Source organism: Coprococcus hominis (ex Arizal et al. 2022), from assembly GCF_040094675.1.
GTDB lineage: Bacteria > Bacillota > Clostridia > Lachnospirales > Lachnospiraceae > Coprococcus_C > Coprococcus_C hominis.
Genome location: NZ_JBBNHG010000028.1, coordinates 23851 through 42394, shown reverse-complemented (window position 1 = coordinate 42394; position 18544 = coordinate 23851). Strand labels below are relative to the sequence as shown.

The window sequence follows — 18544 nt, the reverse complement described above, 5'->3', positions numbered from 1 at the left end:
ATTTCTCCGTTCTTCGAACTCGTGATTATCATTATACATTACATATAATAATCACGATTTCTCCGTTCTTCGAACTCCCGAAATCGTAACAGCCATGCGCATTCCGGACTATCGTCCTTCATGCTTATGTCTGTTTATCCGTCATATAAATAAGCAGCTCCGTCTGCAAGCAGCCTCGCTGCTTATTTGCATGACGGAATTATTATATCATGTATTGATCTGATTGCTCGTTGTGCCAATCGACCAGATCCTGCAAGGTAATATTGTCTACGACTTCCGATATCGCATCGTACAGTTTCTCCCAGATACGAACCGTTACGCAGCTGCTTCTTCTGTCACAGTCAATTGGATTTTGTCCAACACAGGCAACCGGGGCAAGCTCGCCTTCCGTCAATCGTAAGATCATACCGACTGTATAATCCTTCGGTGCACGCGAAAGCAGATATCCCCCCTGCGCACCTCGGATTCCGCGTACAAATCCCGCCTTGTTCAATACAGAAATAATCTGCTCCATATATTTTTCAGATATATTCTGCCTCTTTGCAACGTCTTTTAAACTGATCGGTTCTCCCGTGTTATAGACTGCAAGATCCAGCATCAGGCGAAGTGCATACCTTCCCTTTGTTGATATTTTCATGCAAGTTCCTCCATAAAGTAACCGATTATATAATTTCGGTCTCGTCGCTTTCCGCAGATACCAAAAATTATATAATCGGCACTAACATAAGTCAAGATAACAAACTATATTTTATCCGTTCATTTTCTTCTTTTTACTGCTCTGCAAACAATGCAGTTGAAAGATATCTGTCACCAGAATCTGGAAGCAATGCAACGATTGTCTTGCCCTTGTTCTCTGGTCTTTTTGCAAGGATATCTGCAGCTTTCAATGCTGCACCGGAAGAGATGCCAACCAGAACACCTTCCGCTCTTGCAAACGCTCTTCCCTCTTCAAATGCATCATCGTTCTCGATTGTAATGATCTCATCATAGATCTTTGTATTCAGTACCTTTGGTACGAATCCGGCTCCAATACCCTGAATCTTGTGGGATCCGGCCTGACCGGTTGAGAGAACTGCACTTGTTGCAGGCTCTACTGCTACAATCTTCACATCTGGATTCTTAGACTTCAGATATTCACCAACACCTGTCAGTGTTCCGCCTGTACCAACACCGGCTACGAAGATATCCACCTTACCCTCTGTCTGCTCCCAGATCTCTGGTCCGGTTGTCTTCTTGTGCATCTCAGAGTTGGCTGGGTTATCAAACTGTCCAAGGATGATTGCACCCGGGATAGACTCCTTCAATTCTTCTGCCTTTGCGATGGCACCTTTCATACCCTTAGAACCGTCTGTCAACACAAGCTCTGCACCATATGCCTTCAGAAGATTTCTGCGTTCTACACTCATGGTCTCCGGCAGTGTCAGGATTGCACGATAGCCCTTTGCGGTTGCAACGGCCGCAATTCCGATACCTGTATTTCCGGATGTCGGCTCGATGATTGTTGCCCCCGGCTTCAGCTCTCCCTTTTCCTCAGCATCCTCGATCATTGCAAGTGCAATACGATCCTTTACAGAACCGGATGGGTTCAGGTACTCCAGCTTTACATACAGATTTGCATCTGTCACGCCTGCCTTCTTCGCATAACGGTCTGCCTGAAGCAATGGTGTATTACCGATCAATTCCAACGCACTTTTAATTACTTTACTCATAATGTCTACCTCCAGATTTTCTTATATTTTTCTATCGTTTTTCTATTTCCCTATATTCCTACCCGTTAAGTGGGATTTGAGTGTATTATAACACGATATAACCATTTGTCAATCACTTTTTTGATTTTTTTATAAAAAAAAAGAAACCGCACTTAAACGGTTTCTCTTTTTGACAATTCCCAGAACGCGACTGCACTCGCAGCCGCCACATTCAGCGAATCCACACCATGTGTCATCGGTATCTTCACCGTATAATCGCTGTGCGTGATCGTCTCCTGCCGCAACCCTTCTCCTTCCGTTCCAAGGATCACAGCGAGCTTATCAAGCTTCGCAAACCGCGGATCACAGATCTCGCACGAATCATCCCGCAGAGCCATCGCTACACACGGAAATCCCAGCGTATGAAGCGCCTGCGCGGTATCTTCTTCTGACTTCGGCAGATACGTCCACGGAATCTGGAATACCGTACCCATACTGACCCGAATTGCTCTCCGGTATAGCGGATTGGCGCATCCATGTGTCAGAAGCACTGCATCCATGCCAAGTGCCGCAGCAGACCGAAAGATTGCTCCGACATTCGTCGGGTTCATCACGTCTTCTAACACTGCAATCCGGTACATATCACGGCATAAGATGTCCGCCTGTGGAAGCTCATTTCGTTCCATCGCACATAACATTCCACGCGTCAGCTTAAACCCGGTAATCTGCGTCAGTACATCAAACCTTGCAGTATAGACCGGAATCTCTCCACACACCTTAAGCAATCCCTGCTGTTTTGGTACCCCCGCTTCATCCATCAGGACAGAAATTGGACGATATCCGGCAGCAAGTGCCCGCTCCACGACGATCGGGCTTTCCGCGATAAAGATACCCGGCTTCGGCTCCCGGTAACGAAGGAGCTGTACCTCTGAAAGTCTGGCATAGATATCCAAACCTGCATCCTGTAAATTCTGTATAGAAATAAAATGTGGCATGAACACACATCCCCTTTCCGTGACATGTGTCCATGCCGCAATCGTAACCTTTATTTATGAGAAATAAGCAACACCGGACTCAAAGATCTTCTGATCCTGATCTCCGTAGATATTGACTGCCACTGCTGTTCCCTTACGCTCTGAGTGAGCCATCTTACCAAGTACACGGCCATCCGGACTTGTGATACCCTCGATTGCGTAGTAAGAACCATTGACATTGTAATACTCATCCATTGTTGGATTTCCATCCATATCAACATACTGGGTTGCAACCTGTCCATTTGCGAAGAGCTTCTCTGTCCACTCCTTGCTTGCAACAAAACGTCCCTCACCATGTGAGATTGGCACGGTATACACACCGCCAAGCTTTGCCTTCTGCAACCATGGGCTCTTGTTTGTAACAACCTTTGTGTAAACCATCTTGGACTGATGACGACCGATGCTGTTGATTGTCAGTGTCGGTGAATCATTCTCCTGTGGACGGATCTCGCCATAAGGAACAAGTCCGAGCTTGATGAGTGCCTGGAATCCGTTACAGATACCAAGTGCCAGTCCGTCACGCTCATGCAGAAGCTTCATAACCTCATCTGCGATCTTTGCATTCCGGAATGCAGTTGCGATGAACTTACCAGAACCATCCGGCTCGTCACCAGCGGAGAAACCACCTGGGAACATGATGATCTGACTTTCACTGATTGCCTTTGTAAATGCATCTACCGAATCACGGATACCCTGTGCATCCAGATTACGGAATACGATTGTCTGAACCTCAGCACCCGCATTCTCAAATGCCTTGGCTGAATCGTATTCGCAGTTTGTACCAGGGAATACTGGAATAAATACCTTTGGTTTTGCTACTTTATTCTTTGCCACATAGATAGAACCGGCATCATACAGTCCTGTACTTACCTTTCCATCTACAATCTTCAATGTATCGTTGATCTTATCATTCTGTTCTACGCCGGACTCTGTCGGGAATACTTTCTCAAGCTTCTTTGTCCATGCATCTAATGCCTCATCCATTGTGATCACAGTATCGCCATATACGAACTCTGGTGCATCCTGTACTTCACCGATGACTGTACATGGAATACCAAGCTCTGTCACATTGTCCTTCTCCACTTCAAGAATGATAGAACCATATTTCTTCGCTGTAAGATCATCTGCATCAACGGTCTTCGCAAGTTTTACACCAAGCTTATTACCAAATGCCATCTTTGAGATTGCCTCGATCATACCACCAAAGCCGATTGCATAAGCAGATACAACCTTACCCTCTGTAATTGCCTGATGCAGCTTCTCGTATTTATCCATTGCATCCTGATAATCCGGCTTGTCGTAAGCATCGTGCTTGATATCGAAGCATACAAGCTGATTACCTGCCTTCTTCAATTCTGGTGTCACTACATCCTGATAGCTTGCAACATCGACTGCGAAGCTGACCAGAGTTGGTGGAACATCAATATCATTGAAGGAACCAGACATAGAATCCTTACCTCCGATAGAAGGAAGTCCAAGTCCCATCTGTACATCATACGCACCAAGCAATGCGGAAAGTGGTAGCCCCCAACGATATGGATCGGTACCAAGTCTCTCAAAATACTCCTGGAATGTCAGTCTTACCTTGCTTACATCACCACCGGCTGCAGCAATCTTTGCAACGGAAGTCAGTACCGCATAGATGGCTCCATGATATGGGCTCCAGCTTGACAGATATGGATCAAATCCGTAGCTCATCATTGTAACCGTATCGGTCTTTCCCTTCAGTACTGGGAGCTTTGCGATCATCGTCTGTGTCTCGGAGAGCTGGTACTTACCACCATATGGCATTGTAACCGTACCTGCGCCGATGGATGAATCGAACATCTCCACAAGTCCCTTCTGGGAAGCGACATTCAGATCAGAAAGTGTATCTAACCAGAGCTTCTTCACATCAGAAGCATCCTTCTTCTTGTCAAAATATTTTGCAGATGCATCTGGCATAGCAACCTTGACATCTGTCTCCTGATGAGCACCGTTTGTATCAAGGAATGCACGGGACAGATTCACGATCTCCTTGCCTCTCCATGAAAGCACGAGACGCTTCTCTTCTGTTACAACAGCAACTGCAACTGCCTCTAAGTTCTCCTCAGCGACGTACTGCATCATCTTGTCAACATCCTTTGGATCAACAACGACTGCCATACGCTCCTGAGACTCGGAAATCGCAAGCTCTGTACCATCAAGACCTGCATATTTCTTTGGAACCTTATCCAGATCGATCTGTAAACCATCGGCAAGCTCACCGATTGCAACAGATACACCACCTGCACCGAAATCGTTACATTTCTTGATTAAGCTTGCAACCTCTTCCCGACGGAACAGACGCTGAATCTTACGCTCCGTTGGTGCATTACCCTTCTGTACCTCAGCACCACATGTCTCGATGGAGCTTTCTGTATGTGCCTTGGAAGAACCGGTTGCTCCACCACAGCCATCACGTCCGGTACGTCCACCGAGCAGGATGATGATATCGCCCGGATCAGAATTCAGACGCTTCACACATCTTCTTGGAGCAGCACCCATAACAGCGCCGATCTCCATACGCTTTGCCACGTAATTTGGATGATATACTTCCTTTACAAGTCCGGTTGCAAGTCCAATCTGGTTACCATAGGAGCTGTAACCTTCGGCAGCAACCTTCACAATCTTTCTCTGTGGGAGCTTACCATGCATCGTATCCTTCAAAGATACAGTCGGATCTGCAGCTCCTGTCACACGCATTGCCTGATATACGTAAGAACGTCCTGACAGCGGATCACGGATTGCACCACCCAGACAAGTTGCAGCACCACCAAACGGCTCAATCTCTGTTGGATGGTTATGTGTCTCGTTCTTAAAGCTTACCAGCCACTCTTCTTCGACTCCATCGACCTTAACTGGAACAACGATCGAACATGCATTGATCTCGTCTGACTCTTCCTGATCGTCAAGCTTGCCAGCCTTCTTCAGTTCCTTCATTGCCATAAGGGCGATATCCATCAGGCAGACAAACTTATCGTCTCTGCCCTTGTACATTTCCTTTGTTGCTCCAACATAACGATCATATGTCTCGGCAATCACATCCTTGTAATAACCATCGTCGAATGCAACATTTGTAAGCTCTGTTGAAAATGTTGTATGACGGCAATGGTCAGACCAGTATGTATCAAGCACACGGATCTCTGTCATAGATGGATCTCTGTGTTCTTCGTTCTTGAAATAGTTCTGTATATGCTCAAAATCCTTGATTGTCATAGCAAGTCCGAGGGAATCATACAGTGCCTTTAATTCTGCCTCTGGCATATCCTTGAAACCATCGAAGATCTTCACATCTGCAGGTTCCTCAAAGTTTGTAACCAGCGTCTCCGGCTTTGTCTCATCTGTGATACGGGAATCCACCGGGTTTACAACATACTCCCGGATTGTCTGCATCTGCTCTTCTGTCACGTCACCCTCTACCACATAAGTAGTAGCTGTCTTGATGACCGGTGTCTCCTCCTCGTTCAGAAGCTTGACACACTGCTCTGCAGAATCCGCACGCTGATCAAACTGTCCCGGAAGATATTCCTGCGAGAAGCATTTTTCCTTCTCATTCATAGGGAATGATTCTTCATATACGACATCGATCGGTGGCTCTGAGAAGATTGTAACCTTCGCTTTGTTGTAGGTATCCTCCGATACACCTTCCATGTCATACCGTGTCAGGACGCGGACATTGTCAGCTTTGATTCCAAGGTAATCCTTGAACTGCTTCTTTAAGTCCTTTGCCTTAACCGCATAAGCATCTTTCTTTTCTACATAGATTCGTCTAACCTTGCTCATGACTTTCCTCCTGAATTTTGTAATTTACTTTCTGCATCTTACTGGTGCATACGTCTTACAATTTTGTATATTACCACATTTTGGAACACGAGTGGAGAATTTTGTACAAAAAATACAATTCCATCCGTCGGTGCCAAAACTTCAGCCTTAATATTACCATCCATCGGGTTAATGATTTCCGCAAGCACCTGCCCGCGTTTTACCTCCTGATTTACCCCGACGATGCAGCGGAAAAATCCCGCCTCATCGGCACGTACCGACACGAGATCTTTCTCTTTTAATGTCGTTGAGATATATCCTCCATGGCTCTCATAGCGGATGATTCCCATTCGCGTCAGGAACCGGAGCACTGCACTGACTGCCATCTTCGCACTCTCGCCATCCAACGTATCGGTGGTCGCAGAATAAACCGAAAAGGCCTGCGTTCCCGTCTTTTGCCAGTTATAATTGAGCGTTGCCGTATCAAACGAACGCGTATCCCCGGTAAGTACATATGGCATACCAAACAGATTGGCAAGGCTTGTACTCTCTGTTCCTGTCTCCATCATCCGCACATGTGGGATTGAGATTCCCTGCAGATAAAAGCTTGCAAACTGGATACCGTATGTATAGTCCTTGACACGGTCCATCAGCGTCGCCGCAATCCGGCTTGTCGCAGTACCCTCGATATTTCCCGGAAATGAACGGTTGATATCCGAATCATCCGAGATCCATTTTTTCTTTTCTGCGTTCATTGAACTGTAATTGAGTGTCGGGATCAGCAGGATTTCCTTTCCGGCTACCACATCCCCCTGTGCTTCAATCTCTGCCAGTCTCTGTGCCAGAAGTGAGCACATATATAACTGCTGGTATTCATTTCCACGCATAGATCCAACAATACACGCTGCCTTATCTCCGCGTCCATATGAATATCCATGAATGTTAAACTCTCCACGAAACGCTGTGTTCATGGAAAAGATAATTTCTTTATTCATAGGCGTTTCCTCCCACGATTCTTGCAAGCAGGGAACCTTCCTCAATGACCGGATAATCACGTAATGAACAGATCATGCCATCTCCTGTGGCATACACGACCTCTTCCACGGCTCCAGTGATCACGTTGACAACCGTTCCAAGCTCGTCCCCCTTTTTTACCTGTGCAAATAACTGTACTCCCGGAATAAAGATACCACTGCTCTCTGCATTGATATACCGGATATCCTTATCGTTTGTGATCGGAACCTTCTTTGGAGTCACCGTGTTTCCCTTCCAGATTCCCATCTCCTTCATCAGTGCAAACAAACCGTCCACGATTGCATTGCAATACTGCTGATTGATCCGATAGGCTACGCCGGACTCGATCACAACCGAGCGCACGCCAACTTCATTTAAGGAATACGCAAGACTGCCATTTAATACAGAATTACTTGGATGAATCCAGATCATGTCAACATTCAGACATTTAGCGATTGGCATCAGTTCATCCACCCGGTCATCATTCATACGCACCTGCGGTACCTCATGTACATACAGGTTACTTGCATGCAGATCAATACACACATCCGCACCCTTGATATCATCGAAAATGCAGGACGCCGTATATTCCCCCAATGCGCCTAGCTTTGATCCTGGAAATATGGAATTCATGTCAATACCGGAACCCGGAATCTCTCTTGTTTTCGAATCCAGTCCCATCGGATTTAATGCCGGATACACATCCACAATTCCGATCAGATTTTCATACTCCAGCTTGATCCGGCGAATTACCTCATAGCAGATATACTGTCCCTGCAGCTCATCCCCGTACAATCCGGATACGATACAGATTCTCTTTTCTTCTCCCGTAGGAAAATCCGGTGCCAGATGATTTTTCTTCACCTTCAGTTCTTCTTCCACCATCAGATCTACGGATACAACTGTCTCTATCATTTATAACGACTCCATTAACTTGATTCAAACAATACAAATGGTCATATATACGTAGCGGGTATATACGACCATTTCATACTTGTTTTTATTTATATTTAACCTTCGAGTACGGTCTTTAACACGTTCTTGATCGTCTCTACATCAAATGGCTTTGCAATAAACTCTGCGGCACCACTCTGTACTGCCTCTAACATATTGTGCTGCTGACCGGCTGCAGATACCATAACAACCTTTGCGTCTGGGAAATCAGCCTTGATTTTCTTCAGGCTGTCGACACCAGACATCACTGGCATTGTAATATCCATCGTGACAAGATCTGGTTTGTACTGTGCGTACATATCATACCCTTCCTGTCCATTTTTCGCCTCACCAACAACTACATATCCGTTTGCTTCCAAAAGTCCTCTTAAGATTTTACGGGATGTTCTGGAATCATCTACAATCAATATATTTGCCATGATCAATCATTCTCCTTATTTATCTTATTCTTTCCTGTATTAGCTGATATTCCACTTTGTCTCCATACAGATTACAATATCTGCACGCTCGCCATGCACATAACATGGAAGCAGGAACATCATACCCTCTGAACTGATGGTTGTGATATCGGTATACATCTCTGGAGGAAGCATATCAATATGCACACCTTCAAGAGATTCCTTCGAAGCAAACAATCCGTTACATACATTGATAAACTCGCAAACTGCATCGAGACTGTCCTCATCGATCACTTCGAACTCTTCCTTCGCAAACTCGGTTGCAATTGGCTTTATTCCAACATTACAGATACCAATAAACAAATTGTAATCGCCGGTAAAGCACTGGCTGGCAATGTATTTACTTGTATATGTATGGATTCGTTCAATCCGCTCAAAACGAATCTTGTTATCAACAAAACGAACCATATTTCTGGCGAGCAATGCAAGATAATCCTTCACGGCTGCCGGAACCTGGTTATCCTTTAAAAAGATCTGAATGATCTTGTCAATATCCGAACTCTTCAACGCATCGATTTCAAGTGCTGTATATCGCTCTGACTTTTTATAATGATTCAGATACTTCTGAATATCCTCCAAAGTAAGCAGCTTGCGCTCTACAAGTGCCTGTACGAATAAAAGATAGGAATCACCCTGTTTTTTCAGAAGCTTCCCAACCTGCTCGTCTGTCAGATAACCCTTCTCCACAGCAATATCTCCGAATCTGGCATCCTTCATCGCCTGCAGCTGATTGACTTCATCCGCCTGTTCCTTCGTCATAAGTCCTTCGCTGACTGCAAGCAATCCCATCTTCACACGTGCTGTACGACTCGCCTCTACGATTTCCATATATTGCTCATGTGTCAACACACCAACATCTTCGAGATATTTTCCAAAATAAACTCCAAACATAACGCCCCTCCTTCATGTAACTCTTCTCTTCAGTCAAGAAGTCATAATTTATTGATTATTATACACAATCTCCAGCCAAAAAGCAACTGTCGGGCAAATGCAAAAAATGAGCTTTCATGATTGAATATTCTATTCTTTTCCTATATAATATATTTATTACATTTATGATACATACTTTACTTTGAGGTGAACGGGTTATGTCTATACAAAAGTCTTTGCGATTGTCGCTTGTTTTAATGGCGTGTCTGCCACTTATATTTCTGACAATCTTTACATACAATTTATCTTATAAAAAATACATGGATCTTGCAACACAGTCCACAGTGGAACTTGCGAAGAACTACGGCATGGGCTTCCAGTCCCAGCTTAACTCACAGATCGCCGAAGTAGAGGGACTTGCAAATGGTACAAACATCCAGAATCTTGTACTGGAGAATTACAATGGTGTTACGCTTGGAAATGATTCTCCTTATTATACGAATGTCACAGATCTGTTTGCAACTGCTTCTGATTATGCCGGCAACAACGTGAATTACTATCTCTATGATGTAAACGGATACTACATTACTAGTTCTGACAACACCAATACGGATGACTGGCAGGAACATATGGCAATTCCGGTCGAGGATATCACAGAAACAAAAATCTTACAGTGTTCACCACTCGATGAAATCGAGAGCATTGATGTTGTATCCCCGATCATTATTAAAAGCCAGATCGTTGGTCTGATCCGTGCCAATATCACCTCCCGGTATTTCGGCTCCTTTATCCCGGAAGATGGCTCTGCATTCATCATGACAAATGATGGCGGCTACCTCTTTACTTCGACCGGGCTAACCGGACAACGGGAACTGGAAACACAGGCGTTTAATTGTCTGAACGGCGCGGACAACGCGAAGGACTATGGACATCTGAAAGCTTCCTCCTTCAAAAATATCTATGGATTTTGCAAGCTTTCCGACTCCAACTGGCTGTATCTGATCAAACAGCAGGGAACTCAATACCAGCAGATATTGGCAACCCTCCCGATTACCATGAGTATCACACTCATCATCATTTTAATGATTGCTATCTGGGTGAGCCGGATCTTATCCGCGAAATACACAGAACCAATCTTTACCCTGCGCGACAACATGACGGACGCCTCCTCTGGTAATCTGGATGTCAAATGTGATGTTGCCTCTGATGATGAATTCGGAGATCTCTCCCGCATGTTCAACAGCATGATGGATATCATCTCCAACAACTACAAGGAATTATCTGCTTCCAAAGCTGCATTAGAGGTCAGCGAACAGGAACTGAAAAAGAACTATGCCCATATCGAGCAGCTTGCCTATCACGATGGCTTAACCGGACTTTATAACCGTGTTGCTTTCATGAAATACGCTTACAAGATCTTCCATGACGCAAGCGTCGGTGCCAGCAAGCATGCCATTTTCTTTATCGACTTAGATAACTTTAAAAATATCAACGATACACTCGGACACGACTATGGTGACCTTCTGTTAAAGGATGTCTCCGACCGGATGCTTTCCTGTATCGCTTCCGATGATATTCTGGCACGTAACGGCGGTGACGAGTTCCTGATCTTAAAAAATCGCTTCGATACCGTGGATGATCTGGAAAACTTTGCAAGCCAGCTTGTCAATGTCGTACATCATCCATTCATCTTAAACGATGAAACCGCTGTGGTTTCCATGAGTGTCGGTATCGCAGTCTTCCCAAACAACGGTCTGACGGTAAGCGAGTTGATCAAGAACGCAGACATCGCGATGTACAATGCGAAAAACTCTGGCAAAAACAGCTACCGCTTCTTCGACAGCTACATGGAGGACGATGTCAACCGGAAAAATGATCTTGCAGATATTCTATCTCATGTTATTGATAAGAACGAAATTTACTTACAGTACCAGCCACAGGTCAATGTGGAAAGCGGTCAGGTTACCGGCTATGAAGCGCTGATGCGTATTGAGTCTGAGCTGGTTGGTTTTATCTCTCCTGCAGAATTTATTCCGATCGCAGAAGAAACCGGTATTATCAACATCCTTGGGGAATGGGCATTGATTGAAGCCTGCAACTTCAATCAGGTACTGATCAAGAGCGGATTCGGTCCACTCCGTGTATCTGTCAATGTATCAACCACCCAGTTAAAGGATGATCATCTGATCGATATCATTAAAAGCATTCCGGAAAAAACAGGTATGGATCTGAAACATCTCGAAATCGAGATCACAGAAAGTGTCCTGATGAATTCGTTTGAACACAACTTAAAGCTGATCAATCAGATGAAAGAGCTTGGTTGTTCCATCGCCTTAGACGATTTCGGAACTGGCTACTCTTCCTTCAACTACCTGACACAGATTCCAATCGATACGTTAAAGATTGACAAATCCTTTATCGATGGTATCTGCAGTAACGAAAAGGACCGCTGCATCGCAGACTCCATCATTGATCTGGCACACAAGATGGATATCTCTGTTGTGGCAGAAGGTGTGGAGGATAATGAACAGCTGCAGATTCTGCAGAACCAGTTCTGTGACACCCTGCAGGGCTATCTCTTCTCCAAGCCTTTAAATTCTACCGATTTTATTGAGCTTTTAAGCAAACATAAAACTTTACATGACTAAAAAGGCGTCCCCATCAAACAGATGGGGACATTTTTTATTTCTGTTTATGACTCCTCTTTCTTCCTATCAAACCCATTCCGATTCCAACTGCACTTGTACACAGAACAAGAATCGTCAGAAACAGATTTGCTTCATCTCCGGTCTTTACCGCCTGCTCCTTAGTCGGTATCACCTGTGTGCTTGTCCCGGCAACAGTCGTTTCCGATGTTTCCGATGTTTCGGTGGTTTCTGTCGTTTCTGTCGTTTCGGTTGTCTCCGTTGTTTCGGTGGTTTCTGTCGTTTCGGTCGTTGTGGTCGACGGCTCTTCGGGAAAACAGATTGTCTGTGCGAGATCCGAAAGATCTGTATGTGAAGCAACGATCTCGCCCGGATATGCCGTATCTTTTACCGTCTCATAGAACACCACTTCCTGTCCACACAGTGCATCCAGAAACAGAATCTCATACTTCACTTCGATATCCATATTTACCTTTTCCGCGACAAATGTCACAGGCTCATTCTTTGCCATATATGGTTTTTCCAAAACCGTACCATCCTTTTTCCATCGTGCTTCCCCTGAAATCGTATAGGTGTGTCCAATCTCCAGATTCTCAAATGAAACAATATCCTTACATGGCACAAGTGTCCCCTTTGCACGTATATCAACAATTGGATTTTCAAAGCCTGCCTTCGTTTTAATCTGCGGAAATAGCTCATTTATAATCGTTCCTAACTCAACATGCGCGCCATCCTCCTGTATAGATACTTCGATTTTCTCAGCATTTCGATACTTATTTTTATTTGCCTCACAGCGAACCTCTTCGATGTAATACGTTCCATACGGCAATGCGCCCTTCGTATCATCCACGTCTGCCTGTCCAAACCAGATACCCGCACCTGCCTCTTCCTGATTCGTATGATACGAATGTGGAATATAGGAAGCTGCCGTCGAGTAATACCCATTTTCATCTGTCCAGACGATGTGGGATTCTCCCTTTGTATCAGAAATAGAAAACGCAATATTTGCAAGCGGGGTTCCATTTTCATCCACTTTTGTAAAACTGAGATCCCCACGGAAATGAAGAATATTCACTGCATCTTTTACAACAACCTCCATTGGGGTTGTCTGATCTTTTTTGATCTGTACCCAGACTGGCGTATCATCTAACAACATATAGTCGTTTGCTTTTTCTTCCTGAATCATATACCAGCCGATCCGAAGCTGCATTTCTGTATCACCCACACAGTCTGTATCGTGCGCACATTCCTGCACAAAACCCGTACCTTTTTTATCCATCCGAAACAATCCCACACGCTTAGTGGTGTCCTTACTTCCGTTTGCGGAAACAGCATAGACCGCGTATTCAATCCCATCAAAGCTATACTCCGGGTGTTCTAAAAGAAAGGCTTCATAATTTTCCTCCACCTTCTTTGTCAGTCTGAGTTTTCCAAGATACTCCTCTTCCGGTCCAACCACACGCGTATCAAAATAATCTCCCTCTGATTTCAGCTCCAGAGGCTTCGCCACCGCATCTCTTGGCAAGCCAAGGGTTGTCCGTCTTCCTGCATAGATTTTCGTACTATAAATATTCGGATCTAACTTCCAGCCTCCATTTGTTGGCACATTCCATTCCCGGATATAATATGTACCCTCGGCAAACTGTACAATCGTACCCTGTTCATCCGGCTTTGTGCGTGCAGAACAAGAGACGTTATCCTCTGCCAGTGCACCATTTTCCCCCGGCTCAATATAACAATATCCCTTCACATTCCGGCTTCGTTTCGCATCCTCATAGCTAGCATACACTGCATAATTGGCTCCCGCCACATCATACAACTTCGGATTCGTCTTGTAGACGTCCTCATTATAGCTTTTACAAATCCGCAAGGTTCCAGTCTTCAGACGTTCTTTCGGACGATATACAATCATTCCGGAGCATTGTTTCCGCACGTCCACCGCGTTATCCAGATAATAGCATGCGCGAAGGGAATCCCAGCCAGAGCTATACAAATGTCCGATCAAAGCGGTTCCTCCACCGGAAATTGCGCAATGGACATAGCCGTCCAGTTTTCCATTTACAAAACAGATGACATCGCCTGCATTTGTCAGCTGGTCGTAAATTGCATCATATTCCGCCTCCGTCTTATCCTTTGGAAAACAGTTTGCATCAGCATAGACGCGCTCCCAATTCTCACTTACTTCCAATGTATCCGAGATCTGCGAGACGAGCGTACTTCCCTGTACCGATGCCTTGTCTCCATAAAAACCAGATAACGCCTGTGCTACATAAATCGCACACATATTATCGCTGTTTTTTCCGCTTCCCTTCGGAATCGTCATCGCGTATGCGACAAATGCATTGGATGTATCCGGTGCCTGATAATACGCACTCGGAGATACACTCTGTACAGTCTCTTCCGATTCTGTGAATGCAGATTCCTCTGCGTCCGCCTGTATATCCTGCGGAAGCGCATTTGTCCATGTCGCATCGCCAATCGTCGCGACAGATTCCCACGCTTCTGTATTTTCCGATGCAAACGGAAGCACATAACACTGCATGATCAAAAACGCAAGTATCCCATATGCGAGCACCTGTCTCCATGCTTTCTTTGCCTTTAATTGCTGCTTGATTTTTTTACATAACGAAATAAACATATTAATTCCTCCATACCTTACCATATGCAGAAATCTGATGGATTCCATCTTCTATGTCTACCGTCAATGAAAAAAGATGTAATTTTGTTGTTAAAAAAAGAGTATGGTAACTGTACCATACTCTTAAAAGTCCTGTCAATTCAATTTCCGAAGTTCACTTATTTTTCACAATCCCACTAGAACGTGATATCCTTCTTGCCTGTGATCAGGCGGGCGCCATTCACGATCATCGTCACACCTGCACCAACTCCGACAAGAATTGTCACAATTCCAATAACCAGATTGCTGATTCCGATTGCATTGATCTTATGATATAACTTCTCCATGCTTTAGACCTCCCATACTTGCAATAAAACTATTTTACTCCATACTGCTCATAATATGCATCAATCGCTGCCTTCAGGGTATCATCGATTACAACCTTTCCCTTATAAGGCTTGTTGTACAGATGCTCTACAACCTCTGCCATCGTTACGATCGCAGTTGTCTTTAATCCATAGTTTTCTTCGATCTCCATCAGTGCACTCTTCTCGCCCTGACCACGCTCCATACGGTCAACCGATACAACAAGACCAAGCACATCGACATCGCCCTGCGCCTTCACGATCGGAAGTGTCTCCTGAATCGAAGTACCTGCAGTTGTTACATCCTCGATGATCACAACCTTGTCACCATCGTTGATCGGACTTCCAAGCAGGATTCCCTTATCCCCGTGGTCCTTAATCTCCTTACGGTTTGAGCAGTAACGGATGTCTGCATCATACTTGTTGGCAATCGCCATTGTTGTAGCTACGGAAAGCGGGATTCCCTTATATGCCGGTCCAAACAGCACATCAAAATCAAAGCCGAACTTGTCCTTGATTGCCTCCGCATAATACTCACCCAGACGTGCTAACTGGGAACCTGTTCTGTAAAAACCTGTATTTACAAAAAATGGTGTCTTTCTTCCGCTCTTTGTCACGAAATCACCAAACTTCAATACGTTACAATCGATCATAAATTCAATAAATTGCTCTTTATACTGTTCCATGTTGTATAAATCCTCCTGTTTTTCGGGCTGTCGGCAGCAACAAACGACATTCACGCATGTAGATTCATTGTCTGCCATAGTTTTCTCTATACGCCACATAATCGTATATATTTTAGCATAGTTACCTGTTTGTTTCAATCAGTTTTGCGCAATCATAAACGGGGAATTTTCACTTCTATCGCAGATGTACTAACGATTCCGTTCATTCTTCTCGCGCGACTGCAGTACAAGCTCATACACCTTTGGATGGCGTTCTTTCAGATGTGCATCAAGCACATGTCTGCGCTCCCTGAAACGTTCTGCAAGCTCCGGATGATTCTTTGCGATCCGGTCATGCACCTGTTTTCTATGTTCCTCAATCTGCATCGCAAGGGTATGTTCATCCTTACCGGATATATTGACAATCTCCTTCAGGTGTTCCTCCAAGTGTTCCAGCCACTCATCTTCGTCAAGCTCCTCCATATGCGCCCATCGTCCATGCAGCAGATTCTCGATATCCCCACTTCCTTTTAGCTGTGCAATCTGCTTTTCAATCTGACGCTCGATCTGTTTTTCCGCATCGGAGCCGAACGCCCACACAAACTCCTGCACACGGTTATCTGCACGTTTCCGGGACGCACTGCGATCCTCATTATCCACACCGTCTTCCAGTGGATACGGGCGGTTGATTCCCATATCCTTCAATGCGATATGGATGGTTCTGCGCACGCACCCCTCCTCAATCAGATATCCGAGTCCAAGCTTCCTTAACTGTTCGTTCACATCCGAAATATGTTCCGTCATATAGAACCGGATGCCCTTTTCTTTCAATGACTGATGCAGACGCTTCAGGCAGTCTGCCGCAGTAATATCCAGACTTCCGATTCCGCCCGCATCAAGGATCACAGCTTTCGTATCCGGTTTTATATGATCCTCAATATCATTTTTCAGCACCTGCACATTTGCAAAGAACAGATTGCTGCTAAACCGGTAAACAAGCACACCGGACAGTGCGTGGATCTGGCTGCTCTCCTTTAGATCACGAAAATGCTTATGCCCCGGCTGAATCCCAAGAAAGCAGGTGGATGGCTTCGCTGTCCGGATGATCACCTCCGCAAAGGAAAGCAAAATACCAATCAAAACACCATTAATCGTGCCAAGCAGGAGCACACCTAAAAATGCGCCGACAAAGATCATACATTCGGTCCGGCTGACCTTCCAGAGCCGTGCCATCAGATCAAACTCTGTTGCCCCAAGCAATGCCGATATCACAATCGCAGTAAGCACCGGAACCGGCAGATACTGAATAAATCCCGTTCCACACAGCAAAAGTACGATCATGGAAAGTCCTGCCACAAGCGAGGTAAGCTGTGTCTTTCCCTGATACTGCTCACCCATCGCTGTACGGGATACGGAGCCATTGATCGGACAGCACCCGGTAAAGGCTGCAAGAAAATTTCCGACGGAGAATGCAAAGATCTCCTGATTATCATCAATTCGGTAGCCATTTTTCTGTGCAAAATTATTCTCCGCCAGCAACGTCTCCGCCATAATTACAACTGCCACCGACAGGCTGACTGTCACAGCCTCCCGGATTGAGACAGCTGAAAAATCCGGTATCTGCCACTGCGGAAGTCCCGTCTCCACCTTCGAGAGTGTCTGGATTCCAAGCTCCCGCACATTTCCAACCCGCGTATAGCAGGCACCTGCCACCATCAATACAACTGCCATCGGGAATTTCGGAACCAGTTTTTTCGCCACAAGCAGGATTACAAGCGATGCCACGCCTAAGAGGATGGATGGCATATTCACATGCTTTGCTGTCTGTCCGATATGCTTTGCCAGCTCAAAAAACTCTCCGGTTCCTGCCGTACCGCCAAGAATCTTCGGCACCTGCATAAGAATGATTGTCGAGCAGATACCTGTAATAAATCCTCCCATCACCGGGGCTGATATGTAATTGACGAGCTTTCCCGCCTTCATAAAAGAAAATGCAAGCAGCCACATCGCAACAAAGAATGTGAGCACCGGTACAACCGCCATGGCTTCTTCACTTCCTGCCTCAACATGCAGAGTTAAAAGTGCGGAACCAATCAGTGCTGCCGGAGCCGCATCCACGCCGAATATGAATTGCGGTGACGTTGAAAGAAGCGCGAACACAAGAATCGGAAACACCGACCCATACAGACCATACACAGCGGGAAGTCCCGCAATCAGGGCATATCCCATCGAAATCGGAATAGAAACAGCCATGATGATGAGTCCCGCCAAGATATCTTTTCCTATATTCTTTTTATCATAGTGCCGTAATGTATGCGCCAATGATAGCTTCATATGATTCATCTCCTGTCATGATTAACAATCTTCCTTTTCATGTCACCGGTCTTACTCCATACAGTTTTCAATCTGGCGCACCGGCAGGCAATGACACAACTGCCACAAGCTACATTC

13 protein-coding genes are annotated in these 18544 nt (G+C 45.3%); 1 reads left to right on the top strand and 12 read right to left on the bottom strand.

Going from position 1 to position 18544, the window contains the following annotated elements:
• Positions 1 to 202: 202 nt before the first annotated feature.
• From AAAT93_RS05330 to AAAT93_RS05295, 8 genes are all read right to left on the bottom strand, one after another.
• The gene (locus tag AAAT93_RS05330; protein WP_021985087.1) at positions 203 to 637 is read right to left on the bottom strand and encodes an RrF2 family transcriptional regulator; all 435 of its coding nucleotides are present in this window, start codon (positions 635 to 637) and stop codon (positions 203 to 205) included.
• Positions 638 to 770: 133 nt separating this feature from the next.
• Positions 771 to 1709 (bottom strand): cysteine synthase A, encoded by a 939-nt coding sequence (cysK, locus tag AAAT93_RS05325; RefSeq protein ID WP_021985088.1) that lies wholly within the window; start codon positions 1707 to 1709, stop codon positions 771 to 773.
• A 152-nt stretch (positions 1710 to 1861) separates the two neighbouring features.
• Positions 1862 to 2683 carry a TrmH family RNA methyltransferase gene (locus tag AAAT93_RS05320; RefSeq protein ID WP_227573504.1) on the bottom strand — a complete coding sequence of 274 codons (822 nt, stop codon included), beginning with the start codon at positions 2681 to 2683 and terminating at the stop codon, positions 1862 to 1864.
• Between the two features lie 54 nt (positions 2684 to 2737).
• Entirely contained in the window at positions 2738 to 6526 is a 3789-nt protein-coding gene (locus tag AAAT93_RS05315) for a phosphoribosylformylglycinamidine synthase (protein ID WP_118373391.1), read from the bottom strand.
• A gap of 38 nt (positions 6527 to 6564) precedes the next feature.
• Positions 6565 to 7500: a M14 family metallopeptidase gene (locus AAAT93_RS05310; RefSeq protein ID WP_118544898.1), complete on the bottom strand. Its 936-nt coding sequence runs from the start codon at positions 7498 to 7500 to the stop codon at positions 6565 to 6567.
• Positions 7493 to 8434, bottom strand: coding sequence for a M14 family metallopeptidase (locus tag AAAT93_RS05305; protein WP_021985092.1), 942 nt, complete (start codon positions 8432 to 8434; stop codon positions 7493 to 7495). The genes AAAT93_RS05310 and AAAT93_RS05305 overlap by 8 nt, the downstream gene beginning before the upstream one ends.
• Positions 8435 to 8529: 95 nt before the next feature.
• A complete protein-coding gene (locus tag AAAT93_RS05300; protein WP_021985093.1) occupies positions 8530 to 8892 on the bottom strand; it encodes a response regulator in 363 nt (120 codons plus the stop codon).
• A 39-nt stretch (positions 8893 to 8931) separates the two neighbouring features.
• A complete protein-coding gene (locus tag AAAT93_RS05295) occupies positions 8932 to 9822 on the bottom strand; it encodes a chemotaxis protein CheX (RefSeq protein WP_021985094.1) in 891 nt (296 codons plus the stop codon).
• 197 nt (positions 9823 to 10019) lie between these two features.
• Between AAAT93_RS05295 and AAAT93_RS05290 the strand changes: the two genes are divergently transcribed.
• The gene (locus tag AAAT93_RS05290) at positions 10020 to 12449 is read left to right on the top strand and encodes a bifunctional diguanylate cyclase/phosphodiesterase (RefSeq protein WP_021985095.1); all 2430 of its coding nucleotides are present in this window, start codon (positions 10020 to 10022) and stop codon (positions 12447 to 12449) included.
• Between the two features lie 34 nt (positions 12450 to 12483).
• On the opposite strand, the gene AAAT93_RS05285 is transcribed toward AAAT93_RS05290, so the two are convergent.
• The 4 genes from AAAT93_RS05285 to AAAT93_RS05270 form a co-directional block, all read right to left on the bottom strand.
• Positions 12484 to 15108, bottom strand: a complete 2625-nt coding sequence (locus AAAT93_RS05285) for a SpaA isopeptide-forming pilin-related protein (protein WP_349095525.1) — start codon at positions 15106 to 15108, stop codon at positions 12484 to 12486.
• Between the two features lie 152 nt (positions 15109 to 15260).
• Positions 15261 to 15410 carry a hypothetical protein gene (locus tag AAAT93_RS05280; protein WP_021985097.1) on the bottom strand — a complete coding sequence of 50 codons (150 nt, stop codon included), beginning with the start codon at positions 15408 to 15410 and terminating at the stop codon, positions 15261 to 15263.
• 29 nt (positions 15411 to 15439) lie between these two features.
• Positions 15440 to 16114 (bottom strand): orotate phosphoribosyltransferase, encoded by a 675-nt coding sequence (pyrE, locus tag AAAT93_RS05275; protein ID WP_021985098.1) that lies wholly within the window; start codon positions 16112 to 16114, stop codon positions 15440 to 15442.
• 189 nt (positions 16115 to 16303) lie between these two features.
• Positions 16304 to 18427 (bottom strand): SulP family inorganic anion transporter, encoded by a 2124-nt coding sequence (locus AAAT93_RS05270; protein ID WP_227573503.1) that lies wholly within the window; start codon positions 18425 to 18427, stop codon positions 16304 to 16306.
• Positions 18428 to 18544: the final 117 nt, after the last annotated feature.

Bases quoted from the DNA above. Each gene is read 5' to 3' on its own strand.
- AAAT93_RS05270 (WP_227573503.1), bottom strand. From the start codon at position 18,427: ATGAAGCTATCATTGGCGCATACATTACGGCACTATGATAAAAAGAAT.
- pyrE (WP_021985098.1), bottom strand. From the start codon at position 16,114: ATGGAACAGTATAAAGAGCAATTTATTGAATTTATGATCGATTGTAAC.
- AAAT93_RS05295 (WP_021985094.1), bottom strand. From the start codon at position 9,822: ATGTTTGGAGTTTATTTTGGAAAATATCTCGAAGATGTTGGTGTGTTG.
- AAAT93_RS05330 (WP_021985087.1), bottom strand. From the start codon at position 637: ATGAAAATATCAACAAAGGGAAGGTATGCACTTCGCCTGATGCTGGAT.
- AAAT93_RS05290 (WP_021985095.1), top strand. From the start codon at position 10,020: ATGTCTATACAAAAGTCTTTGCGATTGTCGCTTGTTTTAATGGCGTGT.
- cysK (WP_021985088.1), bottom strand. From the start codon at position 1,709: ATGAGTAAAGTAATTAAAAGTGCGTTGGAATTGATCGGTAATACACCA.
- AAAT93_RS05280 (WP_021985097.1), bottom strand. From the start codon at position 15,410: ATGGAGAAGTTATATCATAAGATCAATGCAATCGGAATCAGCAATCTG.
- AAAT93_RS05320 (WP_227573504.1), bottom strand. From the start codon at position 2,683: ATGCCACATTTTATTTCTATACAGAATTTACAGGATGCAGGTTTGGAT.
- AAAT93_RS05285 (WP_349095525.1), bottom strand. From the start codon at position 15,108: ATGGTAAGGTATGGAGGAATTAATATGTTTATTTCGTTATGTAAAAAA.
- AAAT93_RS05305 (WP_021985092.1), bottom strand. From the start codon at position 8,434: ATGATAGAGACAGTTGTATCCGTAGATCTGATGGTGGAAGAAGAACTG.
- AAAT93_RS05315 (WP_118373391.1), bottom strand. From the start codon at position 6,526: ATGAGCAAGGTTAGACGAATCTATGTAGAAAAGAAAGATGCTTATGCG.
- AAAT93_RS05300 (WP_021985093.1), bottom strand. From the start codon at position 8,892: ATGGCAAATATATTGATTGTAGATGATTCCAGAACATCCCGTAAAATC.
- AAAT93_RS05310 (WP_118544898.1), bottom strand. From the start codon at position 7,500: ATGAATAAAGAAATTATCTTTTCCATGAACACAGCGTTTCGTGGAGAG.